Origin of the sequence: Streptomyces smyrnaeus, from assembly GCF_017676345.1 — a bacterium.
Classification (GTDB): domain Bacteria; phylum Actinomycetota; class Actinomycetes; order Streptomycetales; family Streptomycetaceae; genus Streptomyces; species Streptomyces smyrnaeus.
In genome coordinates, this window is sequence record NZ_JAFFZM010000002.1 from 106,921 (window position 1) to 123,314 (window position 16,394).

Annotated in this window: 12 protein-coding genes; 7 read left to right on the forward strand and 5 right to left on the reverse strand. The window is 69.5% G+C overall.

Going from position 1 to position 16,394, the window contains the following annotated elements:
- Positions 1 to 17 precede the first annotated feature (17 nt).
- Both JW613_RS03960 and rpsF read right to left on the reverse strand, forming a co-directional pair.
- On the reverse strand, positions 18 to 620 hold the full coding sequence (locus JW613_RS03960; RefSeq protein ID WP_209209321.1) for a single-stranded DNA-binding protein: 603 nt from the start codon (positions 618 to 620) through the stop codon (positions 18 to 20).
- A 103-nt stretch (positions 621 to 723) separates the two neighbouring features.
- On the reverse strand, positions 724 to 1,014 hold the full coding sequence (gene rpsF, locus JW613_RS03965) for a 30S ribosomal protein S6 (RefSeq protein ID WP_185017594.1): 291 nt from the start codon (positions 1,012 to 1,014) through the stop codon (positions 724 to 726).
- 261 nt (positions 1,015 to 1,275) lie between these two features.
- Between rpsF and JW613_RS03970 the strand changes: the two genes are divergently transcribed.
- From JW613_RS03970 to JW613_RS03980, 3 genes are all read left to right on the forward strand, one after another.
- Positions 1,276 to 1,578, forward strand: a complete 303-nt coding sequence (locus JW613_RS03970) for a hypothetical protein (protein WP_099882772.1) — start codon at positions 1,276 to 1,278, stop codon at positions 1,576 to 1,578.
- A gap of 135 nt (positions 1,579 to 1,713) precedes the next feature.
- The gene (locus tag JW613_RS03975; RefSeq protein WP_099882774.1) at positions 1,714 to 2,844 is read left to right on the forward strand and encodes a lipid II:glycine glycyltransferase FemX; all 1,131 of its coding nucleotides are present in this window, start codon (positions 1,714 to 1,716) and stop codon (positions 2,842 to 2,844) included.
- 74 nt (positions 2,845 to 2,918) lie between these two features.
- A complete protein-coding gene (locus JW613_RS03980; protein WP_209209322.1) occupies positions 2,919 to 3,950 on the forward strand; it encodes an alanine racemase in 1,032 nt (343 codons plus the stop codon).
- 153 nt (positions 3,951 to 4,103) lie between these two features.
- On the opposite strand, the gene JW613_RS03985 is transcribed toward JW613_RS03980, so the two are convergent.
- Positions 4,104 to 5,186 (reverse strand): inositol-3-phosphate synthase, encoded by a 1,083-nt coding sequence (locus JW613_RS03985; protein WP_209209323.1) that lies wholly within the window; start codon positions 5,184 to 5,186, stop codon positions 4,104 to 4,106.
- A 50-nt stretch (positions 5,187 to 5,236) separates the two neighbouring features.
- Positions 5,237 to 5,890 (reverse strand): PadR family transcriptional regulator, encoded by a 654-nt coding sequence (locus JW613_RS03990; protein ID WP_099882779.1) that lies wholly within the window; start codon positions 5,888 to 5,890, stop codon positions 5,237 to 5,239.
- Positions 5,891 to 6,295: 405 nt separating this feature from the next.
- Here JW613_RS03990 and JW613_RS03995 point away from each other — a divergent pair, with 405 nt between their 5' ends.
- The 3 genes from JW613_RS03995 to JW613_RS04005 all read left to right on the forward strand — a co-directional run bounded on the left by JW613_RS03995 (position 6,296) and on the right by JW613_RS04005 (position 12,154).
- Positions 6,296 to 9,001, forward strand: coding sequence for a transglycosylase domain-containing protein (locus JW613_RS03995; RefSeq protein WP_209209324.1), 2,706 nt, complete (start codon positions 6,296 to 6,298; stop codon positions 8,999 to 9,001).
- A gap of 205 nt (positions 9,002 to 9,206) precedes the next feature.
- Complete coding sequence (locus JW613_RS04000) at positions 9,207 to 10,730, forward strand: glycosyltransferase family 87 protein (protein ID WP_209209325.1); 1,524 nt, start codon at positions 9,207 to 9,209, stop codon at positions 10,728 to 10,730.
- Positions 10,731 to 10,810: 80 nt separating this feature from the next.
- Complete coding sequence (locus JW613_RS04005; protein ID WP_209209326.1) at positions 10,811 to 12,154, forward strand: MFS transporter; 1,344 nt, start codon at positions 10,811 to 10,813, stop codon at positions 12,152 to 12,154.
- Here JW613_RS04005 and JW613_RS04010 read toward each other — a convergent pair.
- Positions 12,108 to 13,577: a CCA tRNA nucleotidyltransferase gene (locus JW613_RS04010; protein ID WP_307865804.1), complete on the reverse strand. Its 1,470-nt coding sequence runs from the start codon at positions 13,575 to 13,577 to the stop codon at positions 12,108 to 12,110. The genes JW613_RS04005 and JW613_RS04010 overlap by 47 nt on opposite strands.
- Before the next feature lie 227 nt (positions 13,578 to 13,804).
- On the opposite strand from JW613_RS04010, the gene JW613_RS04015 reads away from it, so the two are divergent.
- Positions 13,805 to 16,372, forward strand: coding sequence for a DUF6049 family protein (locus JW613_RS04015; RefSeq protein ID WP_209209327.1), 2,568 nt, complete (start codon positions 13,805 to 13,807; stop codon positions 16,370 to 16,372).
- The last annotated feature ends 22 nt before the right edge of the window (positions 16,373 to 16,394 follow it).

Genomic DNA, 16,394 nt, shown 5'->3' on the forward strand with positions numbered 1-16,394 from the left:
ACTCCTATGAGTTTTGCTCAGAAGGGTGGCTCGTCCGAGTAGCCGCCACCGTTGCCGCCGGGGCCACCGCCCCAGCCGCCACCGCCACCCTGGCCGCCACCGGCCGGAGCGCCCGTGGCCCACGGGTCGCCCCCGGGGGCGCCGCCGCCCTGCTGGCCGCCAGGACCACCAGGACCGCCAGGTCCACCAGGGGCACTGCCCCAGGCGCCGCCCTGGCCGCCGCCACCGCCGAAGCCGCCGCCCTGACCGCCGCGGCCCGTGGTCTTGGTGACCTTGGCCGTGGCGTTGCGGAGGCTGGCGCCGACCTCGTCGACGTCCAGCTCGTAGACCGTGCGCTTGATCCCCTCACGGTCCTCGTACGAGCGCTGCTTGAGGCGGCCCTGCACGATGACGCGGGTGCCCTTGGTGAGGGACTCGGCGACGTTCTCCGCCGCCTGCCGCCAGACCGAGCAGGTCAGGAACAGGCTCTCGCCGTCCTTCCACTCGTTGGTCTGCCGGTCGAAGGTGCGGGGGGTGGACGCGACACGGAACTTCGCGACCGCCGCACCGGAGGGGGTGAAGCGCAGCTCGGGGTCGTCGACGAGATTGCCGACGACCGTGATGACGGTCTCGCCTGCCATGGGTGAACCTCTCGGCGTGCTGCTGGCTGCTGTGGTGCCTGGTGGTGCTCGGTGGAGCTGTGGTGCGTGATGCCCGGTGTTCGGGGCTACTCGGGAGTCGGCCTCAGTGGGTCGACGGGCGGAGGACCTTGGTCCGCAGCACGGACTCGTTGAGGTTCATCTGCCGGTCGAGCTCCTTGACCACAGCGGGCTCGGCCTGCAGGTCGATGACCGAGTAGATGCCCTCGGGCTTCTTGTTGATCTCGTAGGAGAGACGACGACGGCCCCAGGTGTCGACCTTCTCGACCTTGCCGTCGCCCTCGCGGACGACGGAAAGGAAGCTCTCGATCAGGGGGGAGACAGCGCGCTCCTCCAGATCGGGGTCGAGGATGACCATCACCTCGTAGTGACGCATGTGGAACCCACCTCCTCTGGACTCAGCGGCCACGGTCGTTCCGTGGCAGGAGGGTCGTGATGCGTTTCCGCACCCATAGGGGCGCAGACGGGCCAGCCTACCTGGCTGCGGCCTTCCGGTTGAAATCCGGGGGCAACCCGGAGCAATCTGGACACCACAGATGTGAGCGGCGTTACAGTTCGCGTCGCGCTCCGTCAGGAGCCGCGTCACCCGCCAGGGGCCGCGTCACACTGTCAGGAGCTGTGTCGGGAGGTGCCGTACATGGCACAGGCAGTGCGCTGGAACCATCCTCTCTCCTACCTGAACTCCGACGGCAAGCGGCATCCCGTGGAGAACTCCTTCGCGGCCGTCACCATGCTGCTGGGGCTGGTCGCCGTGATCTCCGCGTGGTGGCCGGGGCTGCATGTACTCGGCTCGTGGACGGGCCTGGCCGGGATCCTCACCGGAGCCTGGGGCCAGTACATCTCGGCGACCACGGGTGAACGCTTCGTCACGATCATCGGGCTCGGTGCCGCGGCGGTCGGCTTCTATCTGGGTGTGGCGCACGGCGGTCTCGTGCCGTAGCGCGGCCACCACGGCAGCCCGGGGGGCGGGGCGCGGAACCGCCTCACCGGGCCTGCCCCTGGGCCGAACGGGGCGTTGCGGGGCACAGTAGGCTTCCGGCGAGCATCAGTCAGTTCGCCGGAGGAGCGTCCCGCCATGAGCCTGACCCTGAGGACCGTCAGCCGAGAGCAGCATCTGGCGTATATCCAGAGCCTGCCGTCGGCAAGCCACTGTCAGGTGCCCGCCTGGGCGGACGTCAAGAACGAGTGGCGCGCGGAGAACCTGGGCTGGTTCGACGAGCGCACGGGTCAGATGGTGGGGGCCGGGCTGGTGCTCTACCGGCAGCTGCCGAAGGTCAAGCGCTACCTCGCCTACCTGCCCGAGGGCCCGGTGATCAACTGGTACGCGCCCAACCTGGACGAGTGGCTGCGCCCGATGCTCGACCACCTCAAGAAGCAGGGCGCCTTCTCCGTGAAGATGGGCCCGCCCGTGGTGATCCGGCGCTGGGACGCGGCTGCCATCAAGAAGGGCATCCAGGACCAGGACGTCAAGCGGCTGCGGGACATCGAGGCCACCCATATCGAGCCGCGCGCCTTCGAGGTCGCCGACAAGCTGCGCAAGATGGGCTGGCAGCAGGGCGAGGACGGCGGCGCGGGCTTCGGCGACGTACAGCCGCGCTATGTCTTCCAGGTCCCGCTGGAGGGCCGCTCCCTGGAGGACGTGCACAAGAGCTTCAACCAGCTGTGGCGCCGCAACATCAAGAAGGCCGACAAGGCCGGCGTGCAGGTGGTCCAGGGCAACATGGCCAACCCGTACGACCTGGACGAGTGGCAGCGGCTGTACGAGATCACCGCCGAGCGCGACAAGTTCCGGCCCCGCCCCAAGGCGTACTTCCAGCGGATGTGGAACGTCCTGAACGCCGAGGACCCGCAGCGGATGCGGCTGTACTTCGCCGAGCACGAGGGCGAGCGCATCTCGGCCGCCACGATGCTCGTCGTCGGCGGTCACGTCTGGTACTCCTACGGCGCCTCGGCCAACCACAAGCGCGAGGTGCGGCCCTCCAACGCGATGCAGTGGCGGATGCTCCAGGACGCCTACGCACTGGGTGCGAGCGTGTACGACCTGCGCGGCATCAGCGACTCCCTGGACGAGAACGACCACCTGTTCGGCCTGATCCAGTTCAAGGTCGGCACCGGTGGGCAGGCGGCCGAGTACCTCGGTGAGTGGGACTTCCCGCTCAACAAGCTGCTGCACAAGGCGCTCGACATGTATATGTCGCGACGCTGACGCGCACCCCGCGCCAGACACGCGCTGAAACGCCTGACATCCCGAGACCCCACCAGAAAGGTTCCGTACCGGCCATGGCGCTCTCCCTCTATGTCGACACCGATCGCTGGCGGGCGCACCAGCAGACGGTGATTCAGCAGTTCCCGGGCATCGTTCCGGTCTGCAAGGGCAACGGCTACGGCTTCGGCCACGAGCGTCTGGCGGACGAGGCCACCAAGTTCGGGGCCGACATACTGGCCGTCGGTACGACCTACGAGGCGGCCCGCACCAAGGACCTGTTCGGCGGCGACCTGCTGGTGCTCACCCCGTTCCGCAAGGACGAGGAGCCGGTGCCGCTGCCCGACCGGGCCATCCGCTCGGTCTCCTCGGTGGAGGGCGTGGGCCTCATGCGCGGCGCCCGGGTCGTCATCGAGGTGATGAGCAGCATGAAGCGGCACGGTGTCACCGAGCAGGACCTGCCGCGGCTGCACGCCGCCATCGACGAGGTCCGCCTGGAGGGCTTCGCCATCCATCTGCCCCTGGACCGGGCCGACGGCTCGGACGCGGTCGAGGAGGTCATCGGCTGGATGGACCGGCTGCGGGCGGCGCGGCTGCCGCTGGAGACGATGTTCGTCAGCCATCTGAAGCCGGAGGAGTTCGCCGTCCTCCAGCAGCAGTTCCCGCAGACCCGCTTCCGGGCCCGGATCGGCACCCGGCTGTGGCTGGGCGACCACGCCGCCACCGAGTACCGCGGCGCCATCCTGGACGTCACCCGGATCGCCAAGGGTGAGCGGTTCGGCTACCGACAGGCCAAGGCGTCGGGCGACGGCTGGCTGGTCGTCGTCGCGGGCGGCACCTCGCACGGTGTGGGCCTGGAGTCCCCCAAGGCGCTGCACGGCATCACGCCCCGCGCCAAGGGTGTGGCCCGCGCGGGCCTGGCCACCGTCAACCGCAACCTCTCCCCGTTCGTCTGGGCCGGCAAGCAGCGCTGGTTCGCGGAGCCCCCGCACATGCAGGTCTCCATCCTCTTCGTCCCCTCGGACGCCCACGAGCCGCACGTGGGCGAGGAGCTGACGGCGATCCTGCGCCACACGACCACGACGGTGGACCGCACGGTGGATCGCTGAGAGCCCCGAAGGGGGCGCGGGGAACGGCGCGACCAGCCACGACGCGCCCGCAGCCCGCGACACACCGCCAGGGGCAGCCCCTTCCTGGCGAACTGAGGGGCCCGGGGACGAATCCCCGGGCCCCTTCATCGGCTAAGCCGCAGCGGCCAGCGCTCAGCGCTCGGCCTTGCCCTCGATGAAGTCCTGCACGTTCTGGCGCGCGACGTCGTCGAAGTACTGCACCGGCGGCGACTTCATGAAGTACGACGACGCGGACAGGATCGGGCCGCCGATACCGCGGTCCTTGGCGATCTTCGCGGCACGCAGCGCGTCGATGATGACACCCGCCGAGTTGGGCGAGTCCCACACCTCCAGCTTGTACTCGAGGTTCAGCGGAACGTCACCGAAGGCGCGCCCCTCCAGCCGCACGTAGGCCCACTTGCGGTCGTCGAGCCAGGCGACGAAGTCCGAGGGACCGATGTGCACATTGTCGGCGCCCAGGTCCCGGTCGGGGATCTGCGAGGTGACGGCCTGCGTCTTGGAGATCTTCTTGGACTCCAGCCGCTCCCGCTCCAGCATGTTCTTGAAGTCCATGTTGCCGCCGACGTTCAGCTGCATCGTGCGGTCCAGGATCACACCGCGGTCCTCGAACAGCTTGGCCATCACACGGTGGGTGATGGTGGCGCCGACCTGCGACTTGATGTCGTCACCGACGATCGGCACACCGGCGGCGGTGAACTTGTCCGCCCACTCCTTGGTGCCCGCGATGAAGACGGGCAGCGCGTTGACGAAGGCGACCCCGGCGTCGATGGCGCACTGCGCGTAGAACTCGACGGCCGACTGGGAGCCGACGGGCAGGTAGCACACCAGGACGTCGGCCTGGGAGTCCTTGAGCGCCTGAACGACGTCGACGGGGGCGGCGTCGGACTCCTCGATGGTCTCCCGGTAGTACTTGCCCAGACCGTCGTAGGTGTGGCCGCGCTGCACGGAGATGCCGGTGGGCGGCACGTCGCAGATCTTGATGGTGTTGTTCTCGCTGGCGCCGATGGCGTCGGCCAGGTCGAGGCCCACCTTCTTGCCGTCGACGTCGAAGGCGGCGACGAACTCGATGTCGCGCACGTGGTAGTCGCCGAACTGGACGTGCATCAGACCCGGCACCCTGGCGTCCGGGTCGGCGTCCTTGTAGTACTCGACGCCCTGGACCAGCGATGCGGCGCAGTTGCCCACGCCGGCGATGGCTACGCGAACCGAACCCATTCCGGTTGCTCCCTGTGTGTACTCGCTGAGGCGCGCGACGGAACGCGGCCTCATGTGTCGGTGTTGTCGGACGGACCCGGCGCTGGACGGTCCGGACCGGTCTCCCGCGCCGGGCGCCCCGAACGCTCGGTCCCGTTCCGCTCGCTCTCGATGAGTTCGCTGAGCCAGCGGACCTCGCGCTCCACGGATTCCATCCCGTGGCGCTGCAGTTCGAGCGTGTAGTCGTCGAGGCGCTCGCGCGTACGGGCGAGAGAGGCGCGCATCTTCGCGAGCCGCTCCTCCAGCCGGCTGCGGCGTCCTTCCAGCACACGCATGCGGACATCGCGCGAGGTCTGGCCGAAGAACGCGAAGCGGACGCCGAAGTGCTCGTCCTCCCAGGTGTCGGGACCCGTCTGGGAGAGGAGGTCCTCGAAGTGCTCCTTGCCCTCGGCCGTCAGCCGGTAGACGATCTTCGCCCGGCGCCCGGCGAGCGGTGCCGCCTGTGCGCGTGCGGGCTGCTGCTCCTCCGGCTGCCCGCTCGGCTCCTCCACCAGCCAGCCGCGCTGTACCAGCGCTTTGAGGCATGGGTAGAGCGAGCCGTAGCTGAAGGCACGGAAGACGCCGAGCGAGGTGTTGAGCCGCTTGCGCAGCTCGTACCCGTGCATCGGTGACTCGCGCAGCAGACCGAGTACGGCGAACTCGAGAACGCCTGAGCGCCTGCTCATCGTCGCCCACCTCCGTCCACTACCGCTCGTCCCGCACATGTCTTGGCACGTGGCTCTGCGCGGGTCGTTGCACGTGTCTCGCTCTGATGTATCGACTCGATACATCTCGACGATAGAACGCTGCTTCGGAAGCGACAAGAGGGGGGTCGGTGAAGGGACTCACATCACCGATTCACCGCAGTACCTTTGCGTCGATTGAGGCGAATACGGCCTAAGGAAGGTTTTGGAGCTGCGTAGTCTGTCCGCTGTGCAGACCACCGGGAACCATGCGATGCGAGTGAGCGTCCTCGTCCCCGGTGCAGTGCGCCCGGGCCTGGTCCTTCCATCCCGGCGCACTCGGGGGGACCAGATGCCAACTGCCACCTTCAGGCGCAAGGGCCGCCTGCCCGAGGAGTAGCTGTTCCAATGAGCGGAAACCGTCGAAAGCCGCCGCAGGGGCGCGGCCGTCGTGCGGCGCAGCCGCCACCGTCGCCCGGTCGTCGCGCAGCATCGCGCGGGGGCGGGCAGGCACCGCCCTCCACACCGGGCCCCGACGGGTACGGCCGCCGAGCTGCGCAAGGCCACCGGTCGGAGTCGGGCGCGCCCGGACACGGTGGCCGCGCGGAGGCCAGGAGAGCCGCACAGGGCGGCGGACGACGGCGCGCCGCCGCGGCGGCGGCCGGCGCACAGGGCGGCCGCCGCGGTGGCGGCGGCCGGGGCCGCGGGCGCGGGGCACCCGAGCGCAAGCGCTTCATCGACTACCCACGCGCGGGCAAGTACGGCGTACGGCGCTGGATCCCGTCCTGGAAGCTGGTCACGGGACTGTGCTTCGGCTTCTTCGCGCTGATGGTGGGCCTGGCGGGGATCGCCCTGGCTCTCGTGGACATCCCGAACCCGAAGCTGGCCGCCAAGCAGGAGAAGAACGTCTACTACTGGAAAGACGGCACCCAGATGGTGGTCGCCGGCGGTGGTGACCACAACCGGCAGATCGTCGGCATCAACGAGATCCCCGAGTCCATGCAGTGGGCCGTCATCGCCGCCGAGAACGAGTCCTTCTACCAGGACAGCGGCGTCGACCCGATGGGTATCGCGCGGGCGATAGGCCGGATGGCGATGGGCGGTGAGACCCAGTCCGGCTCCACCATCACCCAGCAGTATGTGAAGAACACCTACCTGGATCAGTCGCAGACCATCGCGCGTAAGGCCAAGGAGCTGCTGATCTCCGTCAAGGTCGGCGCGAAGATGGAGAAGAAGGACATCCTCGCCGGCTATCTCAACACCGGCTACTACGGGCGCGGCGCCTACGGCATCCAGGCCGCGGCGCAGGCCTACTACCGGGTGGACGCGAATCAGCTCAGCGCCAGTCAGAGCGCCTTCCTGGCCGCCACGCTGAACGGGCCGAACCTCTACGACCCGGCGGGCGGTGTCGGCTCGGCCGCCACCCCGGAGAAGAACCGCAAGCGGGCCGAGGCCCGCTGGTCCTGGACGCTGGACCGCGAGGTGGCCATCGGCAAGATGAAGAAGTCCACCCGCGACGCGATCAAGGACAAGGGCTTCCCGATGCCCAAGGACCCGAAGAAGTCGACCCAGCTCAAGGGGCAGATCGGCTATCTGGTGGACCTGGCGAACAACTACATCACCAACGACTCCACCGGCAGCGGCATCTCCGAGCGCCAGCTCAAGCAGGGCGGCTACCGCATCCACACCACCTTCGACAAGAAGAAGGTGACCAAGCTGCGGAAGACCGTCGAGCAGGTCCGGAAGGAGAACATCGACCCGGACAAGCGCGATGTCGACAAGTATGTGCAGTTCGGCGGGGCCTCCGTACGGCCGCATGACGGCGCGATCGAGGCCATCTACGGCGGCGCCGACGCGACCACGCACTTCAGGAACAACGCCGACTACACCGGTGTCCAGGTGGGCTCCACGTTCAAGCCGTTCGTGATGGCCGCGGCGATGCGGGACGGGGTGCGCGATCCGGACGGCCCGGAGGTGCAGGGCCCGGACATGCGCACCAAGGTCTCGCCGAAGAGCATCTACAACGGCGACAACAAGGTGAAACTCCGGAACTACGACGGCAGCGTCTGGCACGACAAGGACGGCAAGGAGTGGCACCAGAGGAACGACGGCAATGAGAGCCGCGGGATGATCACCCTGCGGACGGCCATGCAGTTCTCGGTGAACACCCCCTTCATCCAGCTGGGCATGGACGTCGGCCTCGACAAGGTGAAGCAGGCGTCACTGGACGCGGGCGTCAACGAGGACAGCCTCGCCAAGACCACCCCCACCTTCTCCCTCGGCACCTCGGCGCCGAGCGCCATCCGGATGGCCAGCGCCTACGGCACCTTCGCCACCAGCGGTACGCACGCCGAGCCCTACTCGGTCACCAAGGTCGAGCGGAAGGGCAAGGTCGAGTACCAGCACAAGAAGCAGACCAAGCCGGCCTTCGACCGGCCGGTCGCCGACAACATCACCAACATGCTGGAGACCGTGGTCCAGAAGGGCACCGGTACCACGGCGAGGGCCCTGGGCCGCCCGGCGGCGGGCAAGACGGGTACCACGGACGACAACAGGTCGGCCTGGTTCACCGGCTACACCCCGCAGCTGTCCACCTCGGTCGGCATGTGGCGGGTCGACGACAAGGCCAAGTCGCAGAAGTTCCTGAAGATGTATGGCGTGGGCGGCCAGAAGTCCATCCACGGCGCCTCCTTCCCGGCCGAGATCTGGACGAAGTACATGAAGGAGGCCCTGAAGGGCACCGAGGTCAAGGACTTCCCGGTGCCGGAGCCGATCGGCGAGAAGGTCTACGGCGACGGCGCGAGCCCCGATCCGACACCGACCGAGACCTCGGCACCGCCGTCCCCGTCCGAGAAGCCCAGCGAGACGCCGTCCGACGAGCCCTCGGAATCGCCGTCGAACTCCCCGTCCTCGTCGAACTCGTCCTGCCCTCCGCTCGATCCGAGGTGTGACGACGACCAGGACAACGGCGGGAACAACAACGGTGGCAACGGCAACGGCGGAACGGACGGCCCGGGCGGAGGACCGGGCGGTGACACGGGTGATACCGGCGACACCGGCGACAACGACTCCGGTGGGATCTTCGGTGGCCCCGCCGGCAGCCGAAGAGAGTGAGGGGACGGCACGGTCCCTGACCTGACGGGAGGGCCCTGGCCTTGACGGGAGGGCCGCGACCTGACGGGAGGGCCGAGGGCCCGAGGGCCCTCGCCCGAACGGCCCGGTTCCAAAGGCCTACGACAACGGCCCATGACAACGGCCCCCGGCTCGGACTCCGAGCCGGGGGCCGTTGTCATGGGCGGTGTGCGGCAGGATGAAGTCCATGACGAGCGCCCCCACCGCACGGACTCCCGCTCCGCAACCCGGCCGGCCACCCGCCGCGCGTCCCGTCGTCCGCCCCACGGACCACGACGAGGTGGCGACAGCCGCGAGCGAAGTGGCCGGCGGCCCGGCGGGACGGCGCGCCGTGGAAGGGACGGGCTGGTGGACCCCGGTCCGCGTCGTGGTGGCGGTCGCGCTGGGGATGTACGCGCTCGGCATGCTGCAGAAGCTGCCGTGCCTGGACGGTGCCTGGTTCTCCGGACAGACCTCGCAGTACGTCCACGCCTGCTACTCCGACATCCCCCACCTCTACAACGGCCGGGGCTTCGCCGACGGGCTCGTGCCCTATCTCGACCGCATCCCCGACCGGATCTCCGGCGGAATGGAGTACCTCGAATACCCGGTGCTGACCGGGGTGTTCATGCAGATCGCGGCCAAGCTCACGGTCGGCGGGGACTCGCTGCGGCAGGACGAGCAGCTCTACTGGGTGATCAACGCGGGCATGCTGATGGTCTGTCTCGCCGTGCTGATCGTCTGCGTGGTCCGTACGCACCACAACCGCCCCTGGGACGGCATGCTCGTCGCACTGGCGCCGGGGCTGGCGCTGACGGCGACCATCAACTGGGATCTGCTGGCCGTCGCGATGACGGCGGTGGGGATGCTGCTGTGGGCCCGCTCGCGGCCGTTGGCCGCGGGCGTGCTGCTCGGTCTGGCGACGGCGGCGAAGCTCTACCCCGTGCTGCTGCTCGGCCCGCTGCTGGTGCTGTGCTGGCGGGCGGGACGCTGGGGGGCCTTCGGCCGGGCGGCCGGGGGAGCCGCCGCCTCGTGGGCCGTGGTGAACGTACCGGTGATGCTGCTGTCCTGGGACGGCTGGGCGAAGTTCTACACCTTCAGTCAGGAGCGGCCGGTGGACTTCGGTTCACTGTGGCTGATCATCCAGCAGCGAACCGGACGTACGTTCGATGACGCCAATATCTATGCCACTCTCCTGATGGTTCTGGGCTGTGCGGGCGTCGCCGCGCTCGCGCTGTGCGCGCCCCGCCGCCCCCGGTTCGCCCAGCTCGCCTTCCTGGTGGTCGCGCTGTTCGTGCTGACCAACAAGGTCTACTCGCCGCAGTATGTGCTGTGGCTGATCCCGCTGGCGGCGCTGGCCCGCCCCCGGTGGCGTGACTTCCTCATCTGGCAGAGCTGCGAGGCGCTCTACTTCCTCGGCATCTGGATGTATCTCGCCTACACCGGCTCCGACAAGCACCAGGGGCTCCCCGAGGACGGCTATCAACTGGTCATCGCCGCGCACCTGCTCGGCACGGCGTATCTGTGCGCCATGGTGGTGCGCGATGTGCTGCGGCCCGAGCATGACCCGGTCCGCAGGGACGACGGCTCCGACGACCCCGGGGGCGGCGTACTGGACCGGGCCCCCGACGCGTTCACCCTGAGCTCCCTCGCCCACCGGCCGGCACCTCAGCGCTCTTCCGGCGCTGCGCAGCGAGCTGCCGTGCGCTGGGGCGCGACACTGCGGGAGTGAGACAGGGCGACGGGCGAGGCGAACATCGCCGTTTCACGTGAAACCGCCGGACTCCGTTTCGACTGTGTGAGGCTGTCCCCATGTCCGTCGCCCGCGACCTGCGCACCCTGCTCCGTTTTCCGGACTTCCGGAAGCTGCTGACGGTCCGGCTGCTCTCTCAGCACGCCGACGGCATCTATCAGGTCGCGCTGGCCGCATACGTAGTCTTCTCCCCCGAGAAGGAGACCTCCCCCGCCGCCATCGCCTCCGCGATGGCGGTGCTGCTGCTGCCCTACTCCCTCCTGGGACCGTTCGTCGGTGTCCTGCTGGACCGCTGGCGGCGGCGGCAGGTTCTCTTCCTCGGCAACCTCCTGCGCACCGCGCTGGCTGCGGCCACCGCCGCGCTCGTCTTCGGGGCCGTCCCCGAGTGGCTGGTCTACCTCTCGGCGCTCACCGTCACCGCGATCAACCGCTTCGTCCTCGCCGGGCTCTCGGCCGCGCTGCCCCGCGTCGTGGACGCTGAGCGCCTTGTCATCGCCAACTCCCTCTCCCCGACAGCGGGAACGCTGGCTGCGACCCTCGGCGGCGGTGTGGCCTTCGTGGTGCGCTATCTCGCCCCCGGTACGGGACGCGAGGCGGATGCCCTCGTGCTGCTGACGGGGGCCGCGGTCTATCTGCTGGCCGGCCTCGCCTCCCTGCGGATGGGCAAGGATCTGCTCGGCCCCGATCCCACCGAGGTGCAACCCCGCGTGCTGGTCGCCGTTGCCGGCACCGCGCGGGGGCTGCTGGCCGGGCTGCGCCATCTCCGTGCGCGCCCGACGGCGGCCTATGCGCTGACCGCCTCCGCACTGATGCGGTTCTGCTACGGCGCGCTGACGGTCACGGTGCTGATGCTGGCCCGGTACGCATGGAGCGGGAGCAACCGGACCGAAGGCGGGCTGCAGCTGCTGGGGGTCGCACTGGGCCTGTCGGGACTGGGCTTCTTCGTCGCCGCCGTCATCACGCCCTCGGCGGTGCGGCGGGTCGGCATCTTCGGCTGGATGGCACTGTGCGCGGCCGTCGCCGCGGTGCTGGAACCCGCGCTGGGGCTGTCCTTCCAGCCCGTGCCGATACTGCTGGCCGCCTTCGTGCTGGCGCTCGTCACCCAGGCCGGAAAGATCGCCACGGACACCGCCGTACAGATCTCCGTCGACGACGCCTTTCGTGGACGGGTCTTCTCCCTCTACGACATGCTCTACAACGTCGCCTACGTCGGCGCTGCCGGAGTGGCCGCCGTCATTCTGCCGCCGGACGGGCGCTCCACGGTCATCGTGGTCGGGGTGGCGGTGCTGTATGCGGCCATCGCCGCCGCGCTCTTCCGTGTTTCACGTGAAACGAAGCGCGGTGGAACGGACCGGGTCAGCCCTTCTGGCGGCCGTCCTCCTGCTGGGCCCACCACTTCTTGAGCTCCGCGACGGCCGCGTCGCGGCCCAGCGGTCCATGCTCCAGTCGCAGCTCCAGCAGATGCTTGTAGGCCCGCCCCACCACGGGGCCCGGCCGCACACCCAGCTCCTGCATGATCTCGTTGCCGTCCAGGTCGGGCCGGAGGGCATCCAGCTCCTCCTGCTCCTGGAGCCGCGCGATGCGCTCCTCCAGGCTGTCGTACGCGCGGGAGAGCGCCTGCGCCTTCCGCTTGTTCCGGGTGGTGCAGTCCGAGCGGGTCAGCTTGTGCAGCCGGCTCAGCAGCGGACCGGCGTCCCGTACATAGCGGCGCACGGCCGAGTCGGTCCACTCGCCCGTGCCATAGCCGTGGAAGCGCAGATGCAGCTCGACCAGCCGCGAGACGTCCTTGATCATCTCCCCCGGGTACTTCAGCGCGGCCATCCGCTTCTTGGTCATCTTGGCGCCCACCACCTCGTGGTGGTGGAAGGAGACCCGGCCGTCCTTCTCGAACCGCCGCGTCCTCGGCTTGCCGATGTCGTGCAGCAGCGCCGCCAGTCGCAGCGTCAGATCGGGACCGTCCTCCTCCAGGTCGATCGCCTGGTCCAGCACGGTCAGCGAGTGCTCGTAGACGTCCTTGTGCCGGTGGTGCTCGTCGCGCTCCAGCCGCAGGGCGGGCAGCTCCGGCAGCACCCGATCGGCGAGCCCGGTCTCCACCAGCAACCGCAGCCCCTTGCGCGGGTTCGGGGAGACGAGCAGCTTGTTCAGCTCGTCCCGGACCCGCTCCGCAGAGACGATCTCCATCCGGCCCGCCATCTCCTTCATGGCGGCCACGACCTCCGGCGCGATCTCGAAGTCGAGCTGAGCAGCGAAGCGCGCGGCACGCATCATCCGCAGCGGATCGTCGGAGAAGGACGACTGCGGGGTGCCCGGCGTACGCAGCCGGCGGGCGGCCAGGTCCTCCAGTCCCCCGTGCGGGTCGACGAACTGCTTCTCCGGCAGGGCGACGGCCATCGCGTTCACCGTGAAATCACGGCGGACGAGGTCTTCCTCAATGGTCTCGCCGTAGGAGACCTCGGGCTTGCGGGAGGTGCGGTCGTAGACCTCCGACCGATACGTCGTCACTTCGAGGACAAAGTCGGATTTCTTGATCCCCACGGTGCCGAAGGCGATGCCCACCTCCCAAACCGCATCCGCCCAGGGCCGCACGATCGTGAGCACATCCTCGGGCCGCGCGTCGGTGGTGAAGTCCAGATCGTTGCCGAGCCGGCCCAGCAGTGCGTCCCGTACCGATCCACCGACCAGAGCGAGACGGAAACCCGCCTCCCGGAAACGGCGCGCTAGCTCGTCCGCCACCGGTGAGACCCGCAGCAGCTCGCTCACGGCGCGCCGCTGCACCTCACTGAGCTGCTCGGCTGCCGGTCGGTCCACTACGGGCTCCCCGGGCACGGCGGTGGGCTGGTCCTGGCTGTCACTCTTGGCGTTCGGCACAACAGCACAGGTTACGTTGCCACCCCGCCCCGAGGCGCCCCCGTTCCGGCTCCCGCCCACCGGGGCACGGCGCCGACGGTTACCAGGCCGATACGACGCCGGGTGATCATGTGGTGGACGGCGCGGCACTTCCACCCTCCAGGCATCGTTACCATCAGGCGAACGGGACGACGACCGACGACGGGATGGACGTGCGCGTGGCCGAGGCGGCTGAGAGCCAGGCTCCCCCTGGTCCAAGGGGAACGGCTGGCCCAAGGGGGACGAACCGCTGGAGGCGACGGGCCGCGGTGCTCTTCCTCGCCGCCTTTCCCGTGCTGACAGGGGTGCTCCCCACGGCAGCTTCCGCGGCTCCCGCGGCTTCCGCCGCCTCCGTGGCGCCTGCGGGCACCGCCCCCCAGGCCGCAGCACCGGCGAAGGCGTCGGCGAAGGAGTCGGCCCGCACCGGCACCGGCTCCCGCAGCGCACGGATCTCCCTCAACGAGGTCACCCCCTCCGTCCCGGAGCAGGGCGACACCCTCACCTTGAGCGGCACCGTCACCAACACCAGCAACACGACGCTGACCCGGCTGCGCCTGACCCCGCGCATCGGGCCCACCCTCACCTCCCGCAGCGGCATCGAGCAGGCCGCGCGCCGCAAGGGTTATCTCCCCGGCGCCGACGGCACCGAGGTCCCCGGCGACCACGGCGCGAAGCTCAGCGGTCTCGCCTCCGGGGTCACCCGCTCCTTCACGCTCAAGATCCCCGTCAGCGACCTCCGCCTGAGCACCGACGGCGTCCACCAGCTCGGCGTCTCCCTCACCGGGCAGACCCGCAGCCGCCCCTACGACCAGATCCTCGGCATGGGCCGTACCTTCCTGCCCTGGCAGGAGGAGGCGTCCGACCACCGGACCCGGTTCACCTATCTGTGGCCGCTGATCTCCACTCCGCACGTCACAGCGCGCACCCAGTCCGACAGGCAGCAGACCCCGGTCTTCCGCGATGACACGCTCGCCAAGGAACTGGCACCCGGCGGCCGCCTCCAGCAGATGCTGGAGCTCGGCAAGGACCTGAACGTCACCTGGGTCATCGACCCCGATCTGCTCGCGAGCGTCGACATGATGGCGGGCCGCTACCGGGTGCACAAGCCGGGCGGCGGTCCGGACGACACCGTCGCAGGAAAGGGCCAGGAGTACGCCAAGCAGTGGCTGGCCGAGCTCCAGGAGGCCGTCGACGGCAAGGAGGTCGTCGCCCTCCCGTTCGCCGACCCCGATCTGGCCTCGCTCGCCCACCGCGGCACACAGGTCCGCGGGGCGCTCAGCTCGCTGGGCCAGGCCACCAGGCTGGCCAGGGAGACGGTCGAGGTGGTGCTCCACGTGAAACCGAGCACCGACTTCGCCTGGCCCTACAAGGGCGCCGTGGACTCCTCCATCGTGGACGTCGCCACCTCGGCGGGCGCACACAACGTCATCGCCCGCAGCGACAGCGTGCGCGAGCACGGACTCTCCTACAGCCCCACCGCCGCCCGCCCCATCGGCAGCGGCAACACCGCACTGGTCGCCGACGCACCGCTGTCCACCGCTTTCGAGGGCGACCTCTCCCGCGCCGGAGCCTCCTCGCTGGCCGTCCAGCGGTTCACCGCCCAGTCCCTCGCGCTCGCCCGGCAGGTTCCCTCCCGCACCCGCAGCGTCGTCGTCGCCCCGCAGCGCATGCCCAGCGTCTCCCAGGCCCAGGCCATGGCGGCCGGCATCAAGGCACTCGGCCGCAGTGGCTGGGCCGAGACCAGCAGCCTGGCCGACGCCGCCAAGGCCAAGCCGGACCCCGGCGCACGGCGCAAGATGCCCGCCCCCTCCGCCTACCCCTCCTCGCTGCGCAAGACGGAGCTGCCCACCGCCGCCTTCGAGCAGGTACGGAAGACCAAGGACGGGCTGGAGGACTTCACCCAGATCCTCAGCAAGGCCGACCGCGTCATGCCACCCTTCACCACCGCCATAGACCGTGAGGTCTCCAACGCCTGGCGGGGCGAGCGCCGCGCCGCACGGGGCTACCGCGACAACGTGGAGGAGTACCTGCTGGAACTGCGCGGCGCGGTCAAGCTCATCAAGAAGTCGGACATCACCCTCTCCGGGCGCGAGGCCACCATCCCGGTCACCGTCCAGAACAACCTCGCCCAGGGCGTGGACGGGCTCGTCCTGGAGCTGAGCTCCAGCCGGGTCGGCCTGGATGTGGGCGACCCCAAGCGGGTCAAGGTCGACGGGGAGCACACCCAGACCCTCAAGTTCGACACCACCGCCAAGAACAACGGCCGCGCCTATGTGTACGCCCAGCTCTACACCCAGGACGGCGACCGCTACGGCAAGGTGATGAAGTTCCAGGTCAACGTGACCTCCATCACCTCGACCGTGCTCCTGGTGATCGCGGGCGGCGTGCTGCTGATCGTGCTGGCCGGTATCCGGATGTACACCCAGCGCAAGCGCTCCGGCCCGGCCCCCGACCCGGACGCACCGCTGGAGCAGCCGGACGCGGACGGGGACACGGACGGCTCCGACGACGCCTCGGCGGATGCCTCCGAGAACGCCCCGGAGAACGACCCCGAGGACGCTTCCGAGAAGGCCTTCGAGAACGCCTCCGAGAAGGACAGGTCGGATGGCGACGCGCCGGGGGCCACCGCCACCGGGGAGGCAGCAGGAGTCCTGGACGCCGCGCACGGTGACGGGGACGACACCGAACGGGAAAGCGACAACCCCCCGGCCGCGGGTGAGAAAGTGGACCGTTGACTCATCCGGGCGAGCAGGGGCA

What these genes read in the sequence shown, in the direction of transcription:
- JW613_RS03975 (WP_099882774.1), top strand. Translation starts at nt 1,714, where the DNA reads ATGAGCCTGACCCTGAGGACCGTCAGCCGAGAGCAGCATCTGGCGTAT.
- JW613_RS03980 (WP_209209322.1), top strand. Translation starts at nt 2,919, where the DNA reads ATGGCGCTCTCCCTCTATGTCGACACCGATCGCTGGCGGGCGCACCAG.
- JW613_RS04015 (WP_209209327.1), top strand. Translation starts at nt 13,805, where the DNA reads ATGGACGTGCGCGTGGCCGAGGCGGCTGAGAGCCAGGCTCCCCCTGGT.
- JW613_RS03990 (WP_099882779.1), bottom strand. Translation starts at nt 5,890, where the DNA reads ATGAGCAGGCGCTCAGGCGTTCTCGAGTTCGCCGTACTCGGTCTGCTG.
- JW613_RS03995 (WP_209209324.1), top strand. Translation starts at nt 6,296, where the DNA reads ATGAGCGGAAACCGTCGAAAGCCGCCGCAGGGGCGCGGCCGTCGTGCG.
- rpsF (WP_185017594.1), bottom strand. Translation starts at nt 1,014, where the DNA reads ATGCGTCACTACGAGGTGATGGTCATCCTCGACCCCGATCTGGAGGAG.
- JW613_RS03960 (WP_209209321.1), bottom strand. Translation starts at nt 620, where the DNA reads ATGGCAGGCGAGACCGTCATCACGGTCGTCGGCAATCTCGTCGACGAC.
- JW613_RS03985 (WP_209209323.1), bottom strand. Translation starts at nt 5,186, where the DNA reads ATGGGTTCGGTTCGCGTAGCCATCGCCGGCGTGGGCAACTGCGCCGCA.
- JW613_RS03970 (WP_099882772.1), top strand. Translation starts at nt 1,276, where the DNA reads ATGGCACAGGCAGTGCGCTGGAACCATCCTCTCTCCTACCTGAACTCC.
- JW613_RS04000 (WP_209209325.1), top strand. Translation starts at nt 9,207, where the DNA reads ATGACGAGCGCCCCCACCGCACGGACTCCCGCTCCGCAACCCGGCCGG.
- JW613_RS04005 (WP_209209326.1), top strand. Translation starts at nt 10,811, where the DNA reads ATGTCCGTCGCCCGCGACCTGCGCACCCTGCTCCGTTTTCCGGACTTC.